At 68.4% G+C, this 19,980-nt stretch carries 19 protein-coding genes; 16 read left to right on the top strand and 3 right to left on the bottom strand.

The genetic code is table 11. The annotated features are described in order from the left end of the window. Window positions 1–31 precede the first annotated feature (31 nt). The 8 genes from pafA (at window position 32) to BJ980_RS02860 (ending at window position 9,274) form a co-directional block, all read left to right on the top strand. A complete protein-coding gene (gene pafA / locus BJ980_RS02895; protein ID WP_179500899.1) occupies window positions 32–1,393 on the top strand; it encodes a Pup--protein ligase in 1,362 nt (453 codons plus the stop codon). 67 nt (window positions 1,394–1,460) lie between these two features. Then, a complete protein-coding gene (locus BJ980_RS02890; protein ID WP_179500898.1) occupies window positions 1,461–2,423 on the top strand; it encodes an FKBP-type peptidyl-prolyl cis-trans isomerase in 963 nt (320 codons plus the stop codon). After that, window positions 2,410–3,396 (top strand): helix-turn-helix transcriptional regulator, encoded by a 987-nt coding sequence (locus tag BJ980_RS02885; RefSeq protein WP_343047660.1) that lies wholly within the window; start codon window positions 2,410–2,412, stop codon window positions 3,394–3,396. The genes BJ980_RS02890 and BJ980_RS02885 overlap by 14 nt, the downstream gene beginning before the upstream one ends. After that, complete coding sequence (locus tag BJ980_RS02880; protein WP_179500896.1) at window positions 3,393–4,376, top strand: helix-turn-helix transcriptional regulator; 984 nt, start codon at window positions 3,393–3,395, stop codon at window positions 4,374–4,376. The genes BJ980_RS02885 and BJ980_RS02880 overlap by 4 nt, the downstream gene beginning before the upstream one ends. Before the next feature lie 37 nt (window positions 4,377–4,413). Then, complete coding sequence (gene tatA / locus BJ980_RS02875) at window positions 4,414–4,689, top strand: Sec-independent protein translocase subunit TatA (protein WP_179500895.1); 276 nt, start codon at window positions 4,414–4,416, stop codon at window positions 4,687–4,689. Between the two features lie 23 nt (window positions 4,690–4,712). Continuing rightward, a complete protein-coding gene (tatC, locus tag BJ980_RS02870) occupies window positions 4,713–5,552 on the top strand; it encodes a twin-arginine translocase subunit TatC (RefSeq protein ID WP_179500894.1) in 840 nt (279 codons plus the stop codon). A 27-nt stretch (window positions 5,553–5,579) separates the two neighbouring features. Continuing rightward, window positions 5,580–6,476, top strand: coding sequence for a diacylglycerol/lipid kinase family protein (locus BJ980_RS02865; protein ID WP_343047659.1), 897 nt, complete (start codon window positions 5,580–5,582; stop codon window positions 6,474–6,476). Beyond that, entirely contained in the window at window positions 6,473–9,274 is a 2,802-nt protein-coding gene (locus BJ980_RS02860) for a DEAD/DEAH box helicase (RefSeq protein WP_179500893.1), read from the top strand. Before BJ980_RS02865 ends, BJ980_RS02860 begins: the two co-directional genes overlap by 4 nt. A gap of 152 nt (window positions 9,275–9,426) precedes the next feature. On the opposite strand, the gene BJ980_RS02855 is transcribed toward BJ980_RS02860, so the two are convergent. After that, complete coding sequence (locus tag BJ980_RS02855) at window positions 9,427–9,804, bottom strand: DUF3054 domain-containing protein (RefSeq protein WP_179500892.1); 378 nt, start codon at window positions 9,802–9,804, stop codon at window positions 9,427–9,429. 10 nt (window positions 9,805–9,814) lie between these two features. Further along, the gene (locus tag BJ980_RS02850) at window positions 9,815–10,735 is read right to left on the bottom strand and encodes a 5'-3' exonuclease (protein WP_179503727.1); all 921 of its coding nucleotides are present in this window, start codon (window positions 10,733–10,735) and stop codon (window positions 9,815–9,817) included. Between the two features lie 64 nt (window positions 10,736–10,799). Here BJ980_RS02850 and BJ980_RS19400 point away from each other — a divergent pair, with 64 nt between their 5' ends. Further along, the gene (locus BJ980_RS19400) at window positions 10,800–11,252 is read left to right on the top strand and encodes an AsnC family transcriptional regulator (RefSeq protein WP_179500891.1); all 453 of its coding nucleotides are present in this window, start codon (window positions 10,800–10,802) and stop codon (window positions 11,250–11,252) included. 31 nt (window positions 11,253–11,283) lie between these two features. Here the strand turns inward: BJ980_RS19400 and BJ980_RS02840 are convergent, their stop codons facing one another. Beyond that, a complete protein-coding gene (locus BJ980_RS02840; protein ID WP_179500890.1) occupies window positions 11,284–12,762 on the bottom strand; it encodes a KamA family radical SAM protein in 1,479 nt (492 codons plus the stop codon). A 153-nt stretch (window positions 12,763–12,915) separates the two neighbouring features. Here BJ980_RS02840 and kdd point away from each other — a divergent pair, with 153 nt between their 5' ends. From kdd to BJ980_RS02805, 7 genes are all read left to right on the top strand, one after another. Then, window positions 12,916–13,959: an L-erythro-3,5-diaminohexanoate dehydrogenase gene (gene kdd / locus BJ980_RS02835; RefSeq protein ID WP_179500889.1), complete on the top strand. Its 1,044-nt coding sequence runs from the start codon at window positions 12,916–12,918 to the stop codon at window positions 13,957–13,959. Then, complete coding sequence (gene kamD / locus BJ980_RS02830; protein WP_179500888.1) at window positions 13,959–15,533, top strand: lysine 5,6-aminomutase subunit alpha; 1,575 nt, start codon at window positions 13,959–13,961, stop codon at window positions 15,531–15,533. Before kdd ends, kamD begins: the two co-directional genes overlap by 1 nt. After that, the gene (gene kamE, locus BJ980_RS02825) at window positions 15,530–16,288 is read left to right on the top strand and encodes a lysine 5,6-aminomutase subunit beta (protein WP_179500887.1); all 759 of its coding nucleotides are present in this window, start codon (window positions 15,530–15,532) and stop codon (window positions 16,286–16,288) included. Before kamD ends, kamE begins: the two co-directional genes overlap by 4 nt. Then, complete coding sequence (gene kal, locus BJ980_RS02820; RefSeq protein ID WP_179500886.1) at window positions 16,285–16,671, top strand: 3-aminobutyryl-CoA ammonia lyase; 387 nt, start codon at window positions 16,285–16,287, stop codon at window positions 16,669–16,671. Before kamE ends, kal begins: the two co-directional genes overlap by 4 nt. A 434-nt stretch (window positions 16,672–17,105) precedes the next feature. After that, window positions 17,106–18,707 carry an apolipoprotein N-acyltransferase gene (gene lnt / locus BJ980_RS02815; protein WP_179500885.1) on the top strand — a complete coding sequence of 534 codons (1,602 nt, stop codon included), beginning with the start codon at window positions 17,106–17,108 and terminating at the stop codon, window positions 18,705–18,707. Further along, window positions 18,704–19,456, top strand: a complete 753-nt coding sequence (locus BJ980_RS02810) for a polyprenol monophosphomannose synthase (protein WP_425490276.1) — start codon at window positions 18,704–18,706, stop codon at window positions 19,454–19,456. The genes lnt and BJ980_RS02810 overlap by 4 nt, the downstream gene beginning before the upstream one ends. Beyond that, window positions 19,453–19,971, top strand: coding sequence for an FxsA family protein (locus BJ980_RS02805; RefSeq protein WP_179500884.1), 519 nt, complete (start codon window positions 19,453–19,455; stop codon window positions 19,969–19,971). Before BJ980_RS02810 ends, BJ980_RS02805 begins: the two co-directional genes overlap by 4 nt. Window positions 19,972–19,980: the final 9 nt, after the last annotated feature.

Raw genomic sequence — 19,980 nt, 5'->3', positions numbered from 1 at the left:
GCGTTCACCTGGGTGTGACTAGTGTTGGTGCATGGACCGTCGGATCTTCGGAATCGAGAACGAGTACGGCGTCACGTGCACGTTCAAGGGGCAGCGCAGGTTGAGCCCCGACGAGGTTGCCCGCTACCTGTTCCGCAAGGTCGTCTCGTGGGGACGGAGCAGCAACGTCTTCCTGCGCAACGGCGCCCGGCTCTATCTCGACGTCGGCTCGCACCCGGAATATGCCACCCCCGAGTGCGATGACATCCACGAGCTCGTCACGCACGACAAGGCGGGGGAGCGGATCCTGGAGGGACTTCTCGTCGACGCCGAGTCCCGGCTCCATGACGAGGGCATCTCTGGTGACATCTACCTGTTCAAGAACAACACCGACTCGGCAGGCAACTCCTACGGCTGCCACGAGAACTACCTGGTCGGACGCGCAGGTGAGTTCAGCCGGCTGGCGGACATCCTGATCCCGTTCCTGGTGACCCGCCAGATCGTGGTGGGCGCCGGGAAGATCATCCAGACACCTCGCGGCGCGTCATACTCCGTCTCCCAGCGAGCCGAGCACATCTGGGAGGGCGTCTCCAGCGCCACCACCCGAAGTCGCCCGATCATCAACACCCGCGACGAACCGCACGCGGACGCCGAGAAGTATCGCCGCCTCCACGTCATCGTCGGCGACTCCAACATGAGCGAGACCACAACGATGCTCAAGGTGGCCAGCTGCGACCTCGTGCTGCGGATGATCGAGGAGGGCGTGGTGATGCGCGACCTCACCCTCGAGAACCCGATCCGGGCGATTCGCGAGATCTCCCACGACATCACCGGACGCACGAAGGTCCGCCTGGCCAACGGCCGCGAGGCCAGCGCGCTGGAGATCCAGATGGAATATTTCTCCCGCGCCCGCGACTTCGTGGACCGCCGTGAGCTCGGCACTCCGGTCATCCACGCGGCGCTCGACCTCTGGGAGCGCGGACTCAAGGCCATCGAGTCGGGCGACCTGGACCTGGTCGATCGGGAGATCGACTGGGTGATCAAGCTGAAGCTGCTCGAGCGCTACCGGGCCAAGCACGACCTGTCGATGGGGCACGCCCGGATCGCTCAGCTCGACCTGGCCTACCACGACATCCGCCGCGACCGCGGTCTGTTCTACCTGCTCCAGAACCGTGGCGCGGTCAACCGTCTGACCGAAGACCTTGAGGTCTTCCGCGCAAAGTCCGTCCCCCCGCAGGACACCCGGGCGAGGCTTCGCGGTGACTTCATCAAGAAGGCCCAGGAGCGACGCCGCGACTTCACCGTGGACTGGGTGCACCTCAAGCTCAACGACCAGGCCCAGCGCACCGTGTTGTGCAAGGACCCGTTCCGTTCGGTCGACGACAGGGTGCAGCGGCTGATCGACGGCATGTGAGCCGCGGACTCGTGGGCTGGTCGTCTAGGCTGTGCCCGCTCGTCCCTCGAACCCAAAGGTGACTCACTTGCGACGCCTCGTTGTGCTTCTCGGCAGCCTCTGCCTCCTCCTTGTCGGACTGACCGCCTGTGGCGGCGAGGACGACGACTCAGCCGAGCGTGCCGGTGAGGCGACGGTCTCGGGAGAGTTCGGCACCGAGCCGAAGGTGAAGACCGAGGGAGAGCTCGCCCGCCCGAAGGTCGAGACCGAGGTCGTCACCGAGGGCGACGGAGAAGCCCTGGCCATGGGCGACGGGCTCTTCGCGAACCTCTTCGTCCACAACGCCTATGACGGGGAGACCGCGCTCAGCACGTGGGAGACCGGCAACAGGGAGTTCCTCGAACTCTCGACCGAGTCGCTTCCCGGCCTGAGCAAGGCACTGGTCGGGAAGAAGGTCGGCTCCCGCATCGTCCTCGAGGCAACCGCCCGCGACATCTTCGGTGACTACGGTCAGCCCGACCTGTTCATCAGCCCCGACGACCCTCTGGTCCTGGTCGCGGACGTGACGTCGCGGGTGCTGAAGGAGATCCCCAGCACGCCTGGGGACGCGAAGGCCGGCACCCCCAAGATCGTCGCCAAGAACGACCTCCCCTCTGCCCTGGACTTCACCGGCCTGCCGGCCAAGGGCCCGGCCAAGGCCAAACTGGTCACCCTGACCGAGGGCGACGGACCGGCCCTGACCAAGAACTCCACCCTGGTGATGCGCTACCTGGGCCAGGTCTGGGGTGGCAAGAAGCCGTTCGACGAGAACTTCACCGGCGAGCTGAAGCCGGCCCCGATCAGCACCTATGTCTCCGGCTTCTCGAAGCTGTTGCCCGGGGTCAAGGTCGGCAGCCGAGTCATGCTGATCCTGCCTCCCGGGCAGGGTTATGGCAGCAAGGGCAACAAGGACGCCGGCATCAAGGGCACCGACACCATCGTGTTCGTCGTCGATGTGCTCGGAGCGGACGAACCCGCGTCGGCCAAGGAGGCGCAAGGTGACAAAAAGTGAGCGTCTGCTCAACCTGCTGATCCTCCTGCTCGTTCAGCGCAACCCGGTCACCAAGCAGAAGATCCGGGCCACGATCCCGGACTACCAGGACGCCTCGGACGAGGCTTTCGACCGGATGTTCGAGCGGGACAAGGACGAGCTGCGGGCGATCGGCGTACCCCTGGAGATCGCCGCCATCGACAGGTTCTTCGGCGACGAGACCGGCTATCGGATCCGCCCCGACGAGTTCGCCTTGCCCGGCATCAACCTGACCGCCGACGAAGCAGCGGTGGTCGGCCTGGCCACCAGGGTCTGGCAGCACGCCGGCCTCGCTGCGGCCACGAGCGACGCCCTGGCCAAGCTCAGCGCGGGCGGTGCCGAGATCGACCGCAGCCGGCTCGACCTGGCAGCTCCGGGCGTTGCCGTCTCGGACCCGCACTTCGACGTGTTCTGGAAGGCTTCGCTGGATCGGGTCCGGCTTCGCTTCGACTACCGCAGGGCCGGGGCGAGCCAGCCGACCACGCGCAACCTTGAGCCCTGGGGCGTGGTCTCGTCATCGGGCCGTTGGTATGTCGTGGGCCGGGACATGGACAAGGACGAGCCGCGTCTGTTCCGGCTCTCGCGGGTGCACGGGGCCGTACGCCGGATCGGCAAGGGCGAGGCCTTCGAGGTGCCGCCCGGGACCGATCTGCGTGCCCTCACCCGCTCACTGACCCCACCCCAGGCCACCGAGACCGGCACCGTCCTGGTCCGCAGCGGGACTGCCCTGGCCCTGCGTCGTTCCGCGACCGCGACCGAGACGGGGGTCTCGGGACCGGACCAGCGCACCGAGTGGGACCGGATCACGGTGACGTTCCCGACCGCGTGGGCGCTTGTCGACGAGGTCCTGCAACATGGCGCCAACGCCGTGGTGGAATCACCCACGAGCGCTCGCGAGCTGGCGATGGGCCGGCTGCGTGAGGCGATCGCGAACACCGAGGACGGTGCCGCATGAGTGCCGGAGCCAAGGAACAGGTCGGCCGGCTGCTGGCCCTGGTCCCGCTGATCCAGCGCGAGGGCTCGATGAACGTCGCCGACGCCGCGAATCGGCTCGGGGTCGACCCGGAGCTGTTGGTCAAGGACCTGCGGGTGCTGATCTATTGCGGCTGGCCCGGCTGGATGCCGGGCGACCTGATCGAGGTCGACCTGGATGCACTCGACGGCGAGAGCATGATCCACATCCACAACGCCGACTACTTCTCCGCACCGTTGCGTCTGTCGACCGCGGAGGCCTCGGCGATCACCGTGGCCCTGCGCACCCTGCGTGAGGTCGCCGACGAGGAGACCACCCAGAGCCTGGACCGCGCGCTGGCCAAGATCGAGGCTGTGGCCGAGGACGGTCAGGCCACCCCGGCTGTCGACGTACACGTCCCGGTCGCGCAGCGCGAGTCCGCGGCCCTGCGCCACCAGCTCGACAAGGCGATGTCGGCAGGCAAGCAGGTCCGGTTGGGCTATCACGTGCCGGCCCGCGACGAGAACACCGAACGTGTGGTCGACCCGGTCGCGATCGTCGACCGGCAGGGGATGGCCTATCTGCGCGCGTGGTGCCACCAGGCCAACAGCCAGCGGCTGTTCCGGCTCGACCGCGTCGTGGCCGCCGAGACCCTGGACTCGCCGGTCCAGGAACATCCCGAGCTCGAGGCCGACGACCTGCCGGACGAGCTGTTCCGACCCTCGCCGCAGTCACCGCTGATCACCCTGCGACTCGACCCACCGGCTCGATGGGTCGCGGAGTACTACCCGATCGAGGCCAGCCGCGAGCTGGCCGACGGCGGTCTCGAGATCGCTCTCCGCTCGGCCGATCCACGATGGCTGCTGCGCCTGGTGCTCAGGCTGGCCCCGCACGCTCGGATCCTCGGTCCCCAGGCCGACGCGGACGCCTTCACACAGGCTGCGGGGGAGACTCTCAGCCTCTACACAGCCTCGAGCGCGTAGGATGGATCCTGCCCACGTCAATCAAGGTGAGGACACCATGATTCAACCGCTCATCGCCGCTCCCGGCCCCTGGGAGATCGTGCTGATCCTGCTGATCATCGTGCTGCTCTTCGGAGCCAAGAAGCTCCCCGAGCTGGCACGTGGCAGCGGTCGTGCGCTGCGCATCTTCAAGGCGGAGACAAAGGGCCTGATCGATGACGACGAGGACGAGGAGAAGGACAAGCCTTCGCGTCCCGTCGGCGAGCTGAACCAGGCTGACACGCCCCAGAAGGACGTCCTCGACGCCGAACAGCGTCGCGACTCGGCCAACTGAGCCTCTCCGGGCCTACGACAGCTGTGTCCATCTCAGGCGTTGCCGCGCTCTTCTCCGGAAAGCCAAAGCACGCCATCGGCTCCGACGGTCGGATGGCGATCTCCGACCACCTGCGGGAGCTGCGTGCCCGCATCCTCAAGGTCACCGTGATGCTGCTCATCGCGTTGACGGTCGCCCTCTTCTACTTCGACGAGATCTTCACCCTCATCGAGGGTCCCTACCTCGACGCGCAGAAGGCGCTGCCGGACGACGTCTCCTCGCAGGCCACCGTCCAAGGTGCCGGCGGACCGTTGATGCTGCACCTCAAGCTGTGCGGTCTGGCAGCCGTCGTGGTGACCAGCCCTTACTGGCTCTACCAGATCTGGGCCTTCATCCTCCCCGGGTTGCACGCCCACGAGCGCAAGTGGTCCCGGGTTTTCGGCGCGATCGCCGGTCCGCTGTTCCTGCTCGGTGCCTGGATCGGCTATCTGACGTTGCCCAAGGGGCTCGAGATCCTGATCTCGTTCACCCCGGGCAACCTGACGAACCTGATCGAGTTCGGGGACTACCTCACCTTCCTGACCCGCACCCTGCTCGTCTTCGGCATCGCCTTCGAGATCCCGGTCTTCGTGGTGCTGCTCAACCTGGCCGGAGTGCTCACCGGCAAGGCGATCGGTGATCACCGCCCCTGGGTGGTGATCGGCACCTTCCTCTTCGCCGCCATCGCGACCCCGTCGACCGACCCGTTCTCGATGCTCTTCCTGGCCGTCCCGATGGTGGTTCTGTTCGCCATCTCCGAAGTCATCTGTCGCCTGCTCGATCGACGTCGCAAGAAGGCGGACCCGACCACCGGCGTCGCCGATGACGAATTGTCACCGCTGTGACCGCCCCGGCCCACTAGGCTCAGATCTGTGCCCACACCCAGCGCGTCCGGTCCCTCGAACCAGATCGCGATGCTGGTCAATCCCACTGCTGGCAAGGGGAAGGGCGCTCGGCACGCCGATGCCGCGCTGAAGCGACTCACCGACGCCGGCTACGACGTACGCATCATCGTGGGACGCGACGCAGCCGATGCCACGCGCCAGGCCAGGGGTGCGGTCGCCGAGGGTGTCGCGACGCTCGTGGCCTGCGGCGGTGACGGCCTGGTGCACCTGGCCGTCCAAGCTGTCGCCGGCACAGATGTCCGACTCGGCATCATCCCGGCCGGCACCGGAAACGACGTGGCCCGCTACCTGGACCTGCCCCGGCGCGACCCGGTGGCAGCCGCCGACCGGGTGATCGCCTCGCGCACCCGCACCATCGACCTGGCCAAGTCGGGAGACCGGTTCTTCACCACCGTGCTGGCGGCTGGTTTCGACGCCATCGTGAACGAGCGCGCCAACGAGATGACCTGGCCGCGTGGACAGATGCGCTACAACATCGCGACTCTCGCCGAACTGCGCACGTTCCGACCGTTGCGCTACACCCTCGAGCTGGACGGAGTCACCAGGTCACTCTCCGCGATGCTGGTGGCGGTCGGCAACGGGCCGTCCTTCGGCGGGGGCCTGCGGATCACCGAGGGCGCGCTGCTCGACGACGGATTGTTGGACGTGGTGGTGATCGGTCCGATGAGCAAGCCAGATCTCGTGCGCAGCTATCCGCGACTCTTCAACGGCACCATCTCCGCCCATCCCCGCTATGAGCATCACCGGGTCCGGCGGGTGACGGTCGCGGCAGCGGGAATCGTGGCGTACGCCGATGGCGAGCGGTTCGGTGCGCTGCCCCTGAGCATCGAGTCGGCACCCGCGGCGCTTACGGTGATCGCATGAGCAGCGAGCAGGGGACCGACAGCAGCCACGCGGAGAACTACGCCGCCTTCAAGCGCAACCGCAAGCACCCGCTCCTGGCCGAGTTCGCCGACCTCTACTCCTTCCCGCTCGATGAGTTCCAGCTCGAGGCCTGCCGTGAGGTCGAGGACGGCAAGGGCGTCCTCGTTGCCGCGCCCACCGGGTCGGGCAAGACGGTGGTGGGTGAGTTCGCGGTGCACCTCGCCGTCACCACGGGCCGCAAGTGCTTCTACACCACCCCGATCAAGGCGCTGAGCAACCAGAAGTACGCCGATTTGGTGAGCCGCTACGGTGCCGACCAGGTCGGCCTGTTGACCGGTGACAACACCATCAACGGCGAGGCGCCCGTGGTCGTGATGACCACCGAAGTGCTGCGCAACATGCTCTATGCAGGCTCGCGCACCCTGGTCGGGCTCGGTTTCGTGGTGATGGACGAGGTGCACTACCTGGCCGACCGCAACCGCGGCGCGGTCTGGGAAGAGGTGATCATCCACCTCCCGGAGAGCGTGGCGGTGATCTCGCTCAGTGCCACCGTGTCCAACGCCGAGGAGTTCGGTGAGTGGCTGGCCACCGTCCGGGGTGAGGTCACCACGATCGTCGAGGAGAAGCGGCCGGTCCCGCTGTTCCAGCACGTGATGGTCGGCAAGCAGTTGCACGACCTCTTCGCCGACGAGGAGGAGCTCGCCCAGGCCGGGTTCGCCCAGGAGGGCGCCAAGGTCAACCCGCACCTGCTCCGGGTGGCACGTGACGACTGGGCCTCCAACCGGTTCAAGGACCGGCGCGACAAGAAGGGCAACCGCGGACGCGGCTCCAAGCCCCAGGGCCGGCGGCTCTACCAGCCGACCCGTTTCGACGTGGTCAGTCGCCTGGACGCCGAGGGCTTGTTGCCGGCGATCGTGTTCATCTTCAGCCGGGTTGGTTGTGACGCCGCGGTCCAGCAGTGCCTCGACGCCAACCTGAGGCTCACCACCGCCGAGGAGCGCGACGAGATCTTCGAGTTCGTCGAGCGGGAGTGCCGTGACCTGCCGGCCGACGACCTCGAGGTGCTCGGCTATCACGCGTTCCTGGACGGATTGACCCGTGGAGTGGCTGCCCACCACGCCGGGATGCTGCCGCGGTTCAAGCAGATCGTCGAGCAGCTCTACCTGCGGGGCCTGTGCCGGGTGGTCTTCGCGACCGAGACCCTGGCGCTGGGGATCAACATGCCCGCGCGGACCGTCGTACTGGAGAAGCTGTCGAAGTGGAACGGAGAGGCGCACGTCGACCTGACGCCGGGGGAGTACACCCAGCTCACCGGGCGTGCCGGGCGCCGAGGCCTCGACGTCGAGGGTCACGGCGTCGTGCTGTGGCAGCAGGGGATGAACCCCAAGGAGGTCGCGGGTCTGGCATCCACGCGGACCTATCCGCTGCGTTCGTCGTTCCGGCCGTCCTACAACATGGCCGTGAACCTGGTCCACCAGTTCGGTCGCGAGCGTTCGCGGCAGCTGCTGGAGTCGTCGTTCGCCCAGTTCCAGGCGGACAAGGCCGTGGTCGGCCTGGCCCGGAAGTTGCGCAAGAGCCAGGACGCCCTGGACGGTTATGCCGAGGCAGCGCAGTGCGATCGTGGCGACTTCATGGAGTATGCCGCGCTGCGGCGCAAGCTCTCCGATGTGGAGAAGGGTGCTGTCAAGGCCCGGCGGCGCGACCTGCGCGACGAGGTGATCGGTTCGCTGGCCCGGCTCAAGCCCGGCGACGTCATCCTCGTGCCCAACGGGAAGTTCGCCGGCTATGCCGTGGTCATCGATCCCGGCCTGTCGCACGACGAGCCCCGCCCCCAGGTGGTGACCGCCGGTGGTCAGGCGCGACGCCTGGCTCTGATCGACTTTGCCACCCCGGTCGCAGCTGTCGACCAGATCAAGGTCCCGAGGAACTTCAACGGGCGCAACCCTCAGATGCGCCGCGACCTGACCTCCACCTTGCGCAACAAGACCCACGGCTTCGAGGCCCCGCCGCCGGGACGCTCGTCGCGCTCGGGTCGCAACGACGCGACAGCCCTGTCGGGCGTCGAGGCCGAGGTGGCCGAGCTGCGCGAGCGGATGCGTGCCCACCCGTGCCACGACTGCCCCGACCGCGAGGACCACGCCCGCTGGGGCGAACGGTGGTTCAAGCTGCAGCAGGAGGCGAACACCCTCAAGCGCAGGGTCGAGTCGCGCACCAACACGATCGCGCGACAGTTCGACAAGGTCTGCGACGTGCTCACCGCGATGGACTACATCCAGGACGACCAGGTCACCGAGCGCGGCGTCCACCTGCGCAGGATCTATTCCGACATGGACCTGGTGGCGGCCGAGGCGATCCGTACGGGACTGTGGAACGAACTCGATCCCTCCGAGCTGGCCTCGGTGCTCTCGGCGCTGGTCTTCGAGGCGCGCCGCCCCGACGACGCGCGCTCACCCAAGATGCCGGGGGGCCGGATCCGCGACTCGTTGCGCGACGTGGTCCACCTCTGGAGCGATCTGGACGAGCTCGAGCGCAGCCACCGCCTCGACTTCCTGCGCGAGCCCGACCTCGGGTTCGCCTGGGCGGCCTATCGCTGGGCCGAGGGCGACGACCTCGACGAGGTGATCGGCCAGATCGACCTCGCGGCCGGTGACTTCGTGCGGGTGATGAAGCAACTGCTCGACCTCGCCATCCAGGTCAGCCACGCTGCTGCCGGGACTCCACTGCGCGCGGTGGCGCTCGAGGCCGCCGACAGGCTTAGGCGTGGCGTGGTGTCGTACTCGTCGCTGGCTGAGGGGTAGCCCACGCAGGTCGAAGTCACCGGGTACATGCGGCCGAAGTCAGCGGTACCCGCGGCCGAAGTCACCGGGTACCGGGTGACTCCGCCGCTTCCCGGGCGAGATCTTGCCCGGGAAGCGCCAGACTTGCCCGGGAAGTAGGGCAGGTCAGCGACTCAAGCCGCGTCGTTGCGGCTGCGAGCGGCGAACCACGCCGCAATCGCACGCCAGCCCAGGAGCAGGGCACCGAGCACGAGCGTCGCCACGATGATGAACGAGAGCGCGGTGCCCTCGCCGATGATCACGCGCAGCAGCATGCCCACGACCACTGCGCTGACCACGACCGTGACGCCGGCGCCCAGGTCGAGCGCTTCGCGCCGGCCCAGTAGACGCACGAGCAGCCAGCCGACGAGGACTCCGACCAGGAACGGCCACGCCGTTGCCAGGACGCCGAGGACGACGTTTCCCCTGTCGTGTTCGGCTCGGCCGATGGCGGCGAAGATCGTGACCAGAGCCAGGTCGGCGACCAGTGGGACGCGGGCGCGCGAAGACATGATCGGCGACCTATCCCTGGGCCGGGCCCTGGAGGGCCTCCACGAGTCGGACCGCCGAGGAGCCGAGGCCCCACTGCTTGTCCAGCTCGAGCACCCGGTCCGGGTCGGCAGGAGTGCGCGGCAGGGTCAGGTCGGGGGAGCCCAGCGCCAGATCACGGCGTACGGCGACGACGGTCGGTGCGACCTCGAGATAGTCGGCGGCGGCCTTGATCTTGCCGCGCGGCCCGGGACCCATGTCCGACTCGGGATCGTGTGCGGCCGCGATGATCCCGTCCATCGTGCCGAACCGGTTGAGGAGCGTTGCGGCCGTCTTGTCGCCCACGCCCTTCACGCCCGGAAGTCCGTCGGAGGCGTCACCGCGCAGGGTGGCGAAGTCGGGGTACTGCGCGGCGTCGACGTCATACTTCGCGCGGACCCAGGCGTTGTCGACCCGCTCGTGCTTCCCCACGCCGCGAGCGGTGTAGAGGATCCGCACCTCGGCGGCGTCGTCGACGAGCTGGAACAGGTCACGGTCGCCGGTCACGACATCGACGGGCATGCCGGCGCCGGTGGCGAGGGTGCCGATCACGTCGTCGGCCTCCATCTCGTCGGCGCCCACGATGGCGAGCCCGAACGCCTCCAGCATGTCGATGATGATCGGGATCTGGACGAGGAGGGGGTCGGGGACCTCCTCGACGTCCGGCGCGGGACCGGACACCTCGTCCACCACGCGGTGGGCCTTGTAGGTCGGGATCAGGTCGACGCGCCACTGCGGTCGCCAGTCGTTGTCCCAGCAGCAGGCCAGGTGTGTGGGTTGGTATTCGTTGACCAGCCGGGAGATGAAGTCCATCAACCCGCGCACGGCGTTCACCGGTGTCCCGTCCGGTGCCTTCAGCGAGTCGGGCATGCCGAAGAAGGCCCGGAAGTAGAGCGAGGCGGTGTCGAGGAGCATCAGTCGCTGGTTCACGTCATGAAGTCTCTCAGGTCCGGGCCCACGTGTTCGCTAGGCTGCCGACGTGGAAGAGACAGATCGACAGATCCTGACGCTGCTGGCGACGGACGGCCGCATGTCTTTCACCGATCTTGGCAAGGCGACCGGCCTGTCCACCTCGGCGGTGCACCAGCGGGTGAAGCGGCTGGAGTCGCGCGGCCTGATCAAGGGCTACGGCGCGACCATCGACCACGACCAGACCGGGTTGCCGCTGACCGCCTTCGTCTCCATCACTCCGATCGACCCGGCCCAGGCCGACGACTACCCGGAGCGGTTGTCGTCGATCGCTGAGATCGAGTCCTGCTGGTCGGTCGCGGGGGAGGAGTCCTACATCCTCAAGGTCCGGGTGGCGGCGCCGGCCGGGCTCGAGGACCTGTTGGGGCGGATCCGCTCGCTCGCGAACGTCTCCACGCGCACCACGGTGGTGCTCTCCACTCCCTACGAGAACCGGCCCGTCACCGACTCCACCCGCACCTGAACACACCCGGCACGTACGCCGCCGCTCGGCGTCACCAAGCTTGGAGCGCGGCCGTACGACGTGACGCCTCGGCCATCTCCGCGGCCCGGAGCGCCGTCTCGTCCAGCTTGCCGTGCTCGGCCCACCACTGCTGTCCGTCACTCGGAAGGGAGTGGATCGGGTCGTAGTAGTTGTACTGCCGGGTCAACGCGTCCTCGGCGCCGGCACTCCCCGCGGCCTCGATCGAGGTCCGGTAGTTCTTCGTCCAGCCGGAGATACCGCGCACCTGGTCGTAGGAGGCCAGCTGGTGCACCCAGCGCTTGCCCACGAACGGCACGTCGCAGACGATGCGGGGCGTGGCGAAGCCCGGCAGGTAGCCCATGATGTGGTGCTGCAGCCGCTGGGCGTCGGCGACCGAGACCCGCCAGTGCTCCGAGAACGGGATCATGTCGCACATGTAGAAGTAGTAAGGCATGATCTGCGCGCCGTCGAGCAGCCGGAAGCACAGGTCGAGCAGGGCGTGCGGGTCGGCGTTGACGCCGTTGAGCAGCACGCCCTGGTTGCGCACGTCGCGGATGCCGGTGTCCAGCATCGCCCGGGTCGCCTTGGCCACCAGCGGAGTCACCGAGTTGGCGTGGTTGACGTGGGTGTGGATCGCGATCGAGACCCCGCGAACACGGGCGATGGTCGCGACCCGGGTCATGCCGGCGCGGACCTCGTCCTGGAGCCAGTGCTGCGGCATCCCCATCAGTGCCTTGGTAGCGAGCCGGACGTCGCGGATGTTCTCGATCTCCAGCAGACGCGTGAGGAAGTCCTCGAGCCGCGGCCACGGCATGTTGGCGACGTCGCCGCCGGAGACGACCACGTCGCGCACGGTCGGCGTACGACGCAGGTAGTCCATCATCGAGTCCAGGCGATCCACCGGCTTCGCGGCGAACTTCAGCTTCGTCACCGCCGGCGTCGAGTTGCCGACGAGGTCCATCCGGGTGCAGTGCCCGCAATATTGCGGGCAGGTGGGCAGCAGCTCGGCGAGCACCTTGGTGGGGTAGCGGTGGGTGAGCCCCTCGGCGACCCACATGTCGTGCTCGTGCAGCGAGTCGCGGGTGGCGTGCGGGTGCGAGGGCCAGTCGGTGCGGCGGTCGGAGAAGACCGGCAGCATGTAGTGGCGCACCGGGTCGCTGTAGAGCCCCTCGGTCAGCGAGCCGGGGCCGGCCGGCTCGACGTGCGGCACCATCGTGTTCATCATCTGCGGCGGCACCAGCATCGACATCGTCGCCCGCTCGGCCTGGTCGCGCTCGAGGTCGGCATAGAAGCGCTCGTCGACCAGGTCACCGAAGAGCTCACGCAGCTGCCTGAGGTTCTTGATGCAGTGCGCGCGTTGCCACTGCACGGACTCCCACTCGGCGACAGTGACGTCCTTCCAGCCCGGGAATCGGGTCCAGTCGGGTTCGACCAGCTCGGTACGGCGGTAGGGGTAGGGCTGGCCGGTCTGTCCTTCGATGAGGGACGCGATCGAGGTTTCGATGCTCATCGGGGGCTCCTGTCGGGTACGACGGTCGGGGTCGGCGGTTCGTTTGTGTGACTCACGCCTCATCTGCCACGATAGGCGGAGAATCTCTGGTGAATCAAATGCATCACCGCAAGATTTCCCGTGTCGGACAGAAATGCAGGGAGGCCGCCCGTCATGCAGGGCCAGAACAGCGATCCCACCGGTCTTCACCGGGTCCTCGACGACGTGCCCGTGCTGCCCCAGGCAGCGCAACGCCTCGACACCCGCGCCGAGCTCTGGCCCGACGAGACCAGGATCCGGGTCGAAAGACTCAACCTGGACGCCGCATCGTTTCGTCAGCTCGAGCGCAAGCACACCAACGACGGGGTCACCGACCGCAGCGCGATCCGGGACGAGGTGGTCTCGATCGTCGCCACCCGCGGGAAGATGCAGAACCCCGAGACCGGCTCCGGCGGCATGCTGATCGGCACCGTCGAGGAGGTCGGCGCCGAATCACGACTCGGCCTGCGGGTGGGGGACCGGGTGGCCACCCTGGTCTCGCTCACCCTGACCCCGTTGGTGATCGAGGACGGGCTGAGCGCGTGGGACGGCACCACCGAGCAGGTGCCCTGCACGGGACATGCGGTGCTCTTCGGCCGCTCCATCGCCGCGGTCCTGCCCGATGATTTTCCCGACGAGCTGGCGCTCTCGATCATGGACGTCTGCGGTGCTCCGGCACTCACCTCACGCGTCGTGGAGAAGTATGACGCCCCGACGGTCGCCGTGATCGGTGGTGGCGGCAAGTCCGGCTCACTCTCCCTGGCAGCCGCCCGGCTGGCGGGCGGCGCGCAGATGATCGCGGTGGTCCCGACCGAGGCAGAAGCGACGCGGCTGCGCGAGACGGGGCTGGCCGACGAGGTGGTCCTGGCCGACGCCCGGGACCCGTTCGCGTTGCGTGAGGCGGTCGAGAAGGCCGGCGGGCCGGCTGACGTCACCGTGGTCTGCGTGGACGTCCCCGGCTGCGAGGGCGGAGCGATCCTGGCCACTGCGTCGGGCGGCACGGTGATCTTCTTCTCGATGGCGACCTCGTTCCCGGCCGCCGCACTCGGCGCCGAAGGCCTCGCCGCCGACGTCACCATGCTGATCGGCAACGGCTTCGTGCCGGGCCACGCCGCCCAAGCGCTCGACCTGGTGCGCAGCACCCCCGCGATTCGCACCCTCTTCGAAGGACGGCAGTGATGGCAGGCATTGAGCTCGATCCCAGTACGGTCGCACGGGCACGCGACCTGGCCGCCCGCGCCGGCCAGCCGATCGTCGACATCACCCGTCGGCACACGACCGTTTCGGTGGAGCGCGCGACGCTGCGCCTTGCCGGTCTGGCCGGAGCCGATCCCGACGGCACCCCATGGGTCAACCGGCTGATGGACTGCGTGCGCGCCGACGTAGGTCTCGAGCACGGCGTCGCACTGCCGGTCTGGGAAGCCCTCGAGCGCGGCGAGGCCGACGACCTGCTCACCCTGGCCCAGAAGGCCTCGGCCGGCTCGATCAGGTTCCGCCTCCCCGAAAGCGCCGCCGCCACCAGGGCAGCCGCGGCCTCGCGCCAGCAGGTCGCGGCCGGCGTACGCCGGATCGACGCGCGGCGGGCGGAGCGCGAGCAGATGATCACCGAGATCGGCGATGCGCCCCGCAAGCCGTGGATCTATCTGATCGTGGCCACCGGCGACATCCACGAGGACATCCCGCAGGCCCAGGCTGCCGCCCGCGAGGGTGCCGACGTGATCGCGGTGATCCGCTCCACCGGCCAGAGCCTGCTGGACTACGTCCCCGAGGGTGCGACCAGGGAGGGCTTCGCCGGCACCTACGCGACCCAGGAGAACTTCCGACTGATGCGCGCGGCTCTCGACGAGACCAGCCGTGAGCTCGGGCGTTACGTGCGCCTGACCAACTACGCCTCCGGGCTGTGCATGCCCGAGATCGCCGCGCTGGCCGGTCTCGAGCGCCTCGACATGATGCTCAACGACTCGATGTACGGCATCCTCTTCCGCGACATCAACCCGATCCGGACCTTCGTCGACCAGCGGTTGAGCCGCCAGATCCACGCGCGTGCGGGGATCATCATCAACACCGGCGAGGACAACTACCTCACCACCGCCGACGCGGTCGAGGCGGCGCACACGGTGACCACCAGCCAGTTGCTCAACGAGTTCTTCGCCAAGGAGGCCGGCCTCGAGGACTGGCAGGTCGGCCTGGGCCACGCCTTCGAGATCGACCCCGAGGTCCCCGAGAGCTTCCGGCTCGAGCTGGCGCACGCCCTGCTCGCCCGCAGCCTGTTCCCCGACGCCCCGCTGAAGTGGATGCCCCCGACACGGCACATGACCGGCGACGTGTTCCGGGGCTACCTGCTTGACGGGTTCTTCAACCTGATCGGCGCGATGACCGGCCAAGGGATCCTCCTGGTCGGGATGATGACCGAGGCGGTGGTCACCCCGTGGCTCTCCGACCGCCACCTGGCCCTGCAGAACGTGCGCTACGTGATGAACGCGGCGGGCAACCTGCACGAGGACTTCCACCCCGCACCGGACGGCTTCATCGCCCAGCGCGCAGAGAAGGTGCTGGGGGAGTCGATCGAGCTGATGGAGCAGATCATCGATCACGCCCCGTCCGGCTCCGGCGCGGGGCTGCTCGACGCGATCGCCGACGGCACGTTCGGCCTGATGAAGCGGCCCGCCGACGCGGGCCGCGGACTCGACGGCGTCGCCGAGAAGGCCGAGGGCTACTACAACCCCGCGAGCGAAATCCTGGAGGAGTCATGAGCATCGTCCGTCCCTATGGCGACACCACCGGCGACGGCATGGTGCAGATGAGCTTCACGCTGCCCCTGCCGCACGACAAGGTCGCCGAGGGCGCGGCCGTGCAGCTGGCCAACAAGATGGGGATGGACCCCGCGCTGGTCGTGCACGCGAAGCCGGTGGGGGAAGGGTTCACCTTCGTGGTCGTCTACGGGCGGGTGAACCATCTCGTCGACACCAGCCAGGTGGTCGTGGTCGAGCGCGACTATCCGCTGCTCACCCCGCCGGAGGTCAACGCCGAGGTCAAGGCCGGCCTGCGCCGTCGTCTCGTCGTGGTCGGGGCGTGCATCGGCACCGATGCGCACACTGTCGGCATCGACGCCATCCTCAACATCAAGGGCTTCGCCGGTGAGAAGGGCCTGGAGTACTACCGCGAGATCAAGGTGGTGAACCTGGGCGCCCAGGTCTCGGTGCCCCAGCTCGTTGCCCGGGCCCGCGCCGAGCGGGCAGATGCGGTGCTGGTCTCCCAGGTCGTGACCCAACGCGATGCGCACATCCTCAACACCCGAGAGATGTCCGCGGCCTTCCGCGAGTCCTACCCCGCCGATGAGCGCCCGCTCCTGGTGGTCGGCGGGCCGCGCTTCGACGAGGCCGGCGCTGCCGCGCTCGGCGTCGACCGGGTCTTCACCCGGGGCACCACCCCGGGCGAGGTGGCCAGCTTCCTGGTCCACCGGATCGTCTCCTCACGCACCCATTCCCAGGAGGAACAGGCCTCATGACCGCCACCATCGGCACCGTCGTCACCCATCGGCGCTACGTCCCCTACTCGCACGCGCACTACGCCGGGAACCTCGTCGACGGCGCCTACTCGCTCGCCGCATTCGGCGACGTGGCCACCGAGATGTGCATCGTCACCGATGGTGATGAGGGGTTGTTCGCCTCCTACGAGGACGTCCAGTTCCGGGCACCGGTGCGCGCCGGCGACGTCCTGGAGATCAACGCCGAGCTGGTCCGGGCCGGCAACCGGTCCCGGGTCCTGCACTTCACGGCGTACGTCGTCGCGCGCGGTGCGGCGACCGCCACCAGGCCCGGTGCCGCGACCCTGCTCGACCCGCCGCTGCTGGCCACCGAGGCGACCGGGACGGTCGTCGTTCCGGGCTGAACAACCTCAGAGAGCCCCCGGGTCGGCGTGTCCTGCGACGACACGCCGGGTGTGTGAGATCTCGCGGAGAATTTCTCGTCCACACCACCCTGCGCTGACCTGCGCAGATGCACATAGTTGCAGGTCACAGGCGTGTTGACAGGGTGAGGCCGAGTCAGGAATGGTGCCCTAATCCGCCCATGCAGATCGTGTTGGCGGACCGGCGTCCAGGTGGCCGCCCGGACGGTTCGAGCACCACGGATCAGTCCAGGCCGGTCGGCCGATGTCGGTTCCGTGGCTCGAGGGGCGAGTGCGGGAGAGCGCGGTGCGCCTTAGACAACTTCCCCGGGGCAGCAGCCAGCGGTCCCTGGGTTGGTCCGAAGCGTCCGTCAGCTCTCCCGCGCCTGCATGACTCCTCGCAGCAGCGCGAGGGCGCCTTGGCTAACCTGTGCCACGTGCTGCGCATCCTGATCGGCCTCGCCAGCGGCGTCGCCGTCGGCCTCGCCTTCGAGCCCACCCGCCTGGTCTGGCTCCTTCCCCTCGGCATCGCCGGGCTCGTCTGGTGCGTGCACGGCACCCGAACCCGCACCGCTGCCCTGCACGGGCTGCTCTTCGGCGCCGGCTTCATGCTGACCCTGCTGCACTGGCTGCGGGTGATCGGTGTGGACGCCTGGCTGGCGCTGTCGCTGTTCGAGGCGCTCTACTTCGCCGGCGCGGCTGCCGGCATGGCGGTCGTCGCGCGGCTGCATTACTGGCCGGTGTGGACCGCCGCGGTCTGGCTGGCCGTCGAGGTGATCCGCGGCTCCTGGCCGATGGGCGGGCTCACCTGGGGCCGGATCTCGTTCGCCACCATCGACACCCCCCTCGAACGCTGGTTCCCCTGGATCGGCGCCAACGGGGTGAGCTTCCTGGTCGCCCTGCTGGCCGCCGGGGGAGTGTGGTGCGCTTTTCATGTCCGCGCCCGACCAGCCCTGGTCGGCTGCGTCGCCGCGGCCGGCCTGGCCGCCACCTTCGTGCCGTGGCTGGTGCCGATCGGCGCCACCACTTCGGAGAGCCGCACGGCCAGGGTGGCGATCGTCCAGGGTGATGTGCCCGGCAACGGCGACGACCTGCTCGCCTACCACCGTGACGTGACCCGGTCGCACCTCGAGGCCACCCGTGAGCTGGCAGCCGACGTACGCTCCGGTGCGATCGAACGCCCCGACTTCGTGATCTGGCCGGAGAACGCCACCGCCGTCGACCCGTTCCGCGATGCCGACATCCGCAGCTCCCTCGCCGAGGTGGCGGCCGACCTCGGCTCGCCGATCCTGGTCGGTGCCATCGTCGACGCCACCGACCCGGACCACGTGCTCAACCAGGGCATCGTCTATGACCCGGTGACCGGGGCCGGTGATCGTTACACCAAGCGGCACCCGGTCCCGTTCGGTGAGTACATCCCCTATCGCGACGCCTTCGGGAAGAAGAACTTCGGACGTCTGGCGATGGTGCCGCGCGACATGCTCAGCGGCACCAGGACCTCGCCTCTGCGGATCGGTGACATCAAGGTCGCCGACGTGATCTGCTTCGACATCTCCTACGACGACACGATCACCGAACAGGTGCGGGCCGGCGCGGAACTGCTGGCCGTGCAGACCTCCAACGCGATGTTCATCCACACCGGCCAGATCGAGCAGCAGTGGGCGATCAGCCGGATCCGCGCCCTGGAGACCGGTCGCAGCGTCGTGGTCGCAGCGGTCAACGGTCGCAGCGGTGTGATCGGTCCCGACGGGGACGTCATCTCGGACATCGACCCACGCACCCGCGACGTGCTGGTCGACGAGGTGACCTTGGTCCAGGAGAGCACCCCGGCCATGGTCGTCGGCCCCTGGCTGGGTCGTCTCAGTGTGGTCGTGGCCCTGGGTGCCCTGGTGCTGGGCGTGCTCACGTATCGTCGAGGTCGCAATCGGAGGGCCGGCGCGAGGCCGGACCTCATGCCCGCTGCGGGCCCGGCAGAGGAGCCTGTCGAGCCCGATGCAGTGACCACCACTTCGAGCGCGGCACCAGGGGAGAAGACGTGACGTACGACGGGCTCGGGCGGGTCGTGATGGTCATTCCGACCTACAACGAAGCCCTTAACATCGAGTGGATCGTGGGCCGGCTGCGTGCTGCCCAGCCCGGGGTCGACGTGATGATCGTCGACGACAACTCACCCGACGGCACCGGTGACCTGGCCGACAAGCTCGCCCTCGACGACGCACAGGTCTCGGTCGTCCACCGGACCGCGAAGGACGGGCTCGGCGCGGCCTACCTGCACGGCTTCCAGGTCGCCCTCGACGCGGGCTATGACGTGATCGGGGAGATGGATGCCGATGGGTCCCACCAGCCCGAGCAGCTGCACCGACTCCTCGACAGGTTGGTCACGGCAGACCTGGTGATCGGATCGCGCTGGATCCCGGGCGGCTCGGTGGTCAACTGGCCGATGTCGCGCGAGCTGCTCTCCCGCGGCGGGAACCTCTATGTGCGCCTGCTGCTCGGCGTCAGGATCAAGGACGCCACCGCGGGTTTCCGGGTGTTCCGTCGCTCGACGCTGGAGGCGATCTCGATCGACACCGTGGAGTCGGCCGGCTACATCTTCCAGACCGACATGGCGTGGCGCACCCTGCAGGCCGGACTTCGGGTGGCCGAGGTGCCGATCGAGTTCATCGAGCGAGAGCGGGGGGACTCGAAGATGAGCGGAGCAGTGGCCAGTGAGTCGCTCAAGATGGTCACCCGATGGGGCCTGCGTGAGCGGTGGAACAGGCTCCGGGCGAGGACGGTGCGGCGATGACTCGCGTTCGTCGGGTTCCGGTCTGGTTGCTGGCCATCCTCTTCCTGGGGATCCCGCTGCTGGAGCTCTACGTCCTGATCCAGGTCGGCCAGGTCATCGGCGTCGGCTGGACGATCCTGCTCCTGATCGCCGACAGCCTGCTCGGCGGTTGGTTGATCAAGCGCGAGGGCGGCAAGGCGTTCCGGGCGTTCAGCGCCGCACTCTCCAGCGGGCGGATGCCGGCTCGGGAGATTGCCGACGGCATCCTGGTCCTGGCCGGCGGCATCCTGATGCTCTCGCCGGGCTTCGTGCTCGACGTGGTCGGCCTGGTGCTGGTGTTTCCGTTCACCCGACCGATCGCGCGCAAGGGGCTCACGGCCTTCGTGGCGGCACGGATGGTGGGTGATCTCCCGTTCGGCGGCGCGGCACAGCCGGGCAGGGGCGGTGACGGTACGACGTACCGCCGAAATGACGATCGCCCCCGACCTGGGTCCGGGGGACCGGTGGTCGAGGGCGAGGTCGTGGAGGACGACTAGTCCTCCGTG

It is taken from the genome of Nocardioides daedukensis, assembly GCF_013408415.1.
Taxonomy (GTDB): domain Bacteria; phylum Actinomycetota; class Actinomycetes; order Propionibacteriales; family Nocardioidaceae; genus Nocardioides; species Nocardioides daedukensis.
This window is presented reverse-complemented; position numbering and strand designations above follow the sequence as displayed.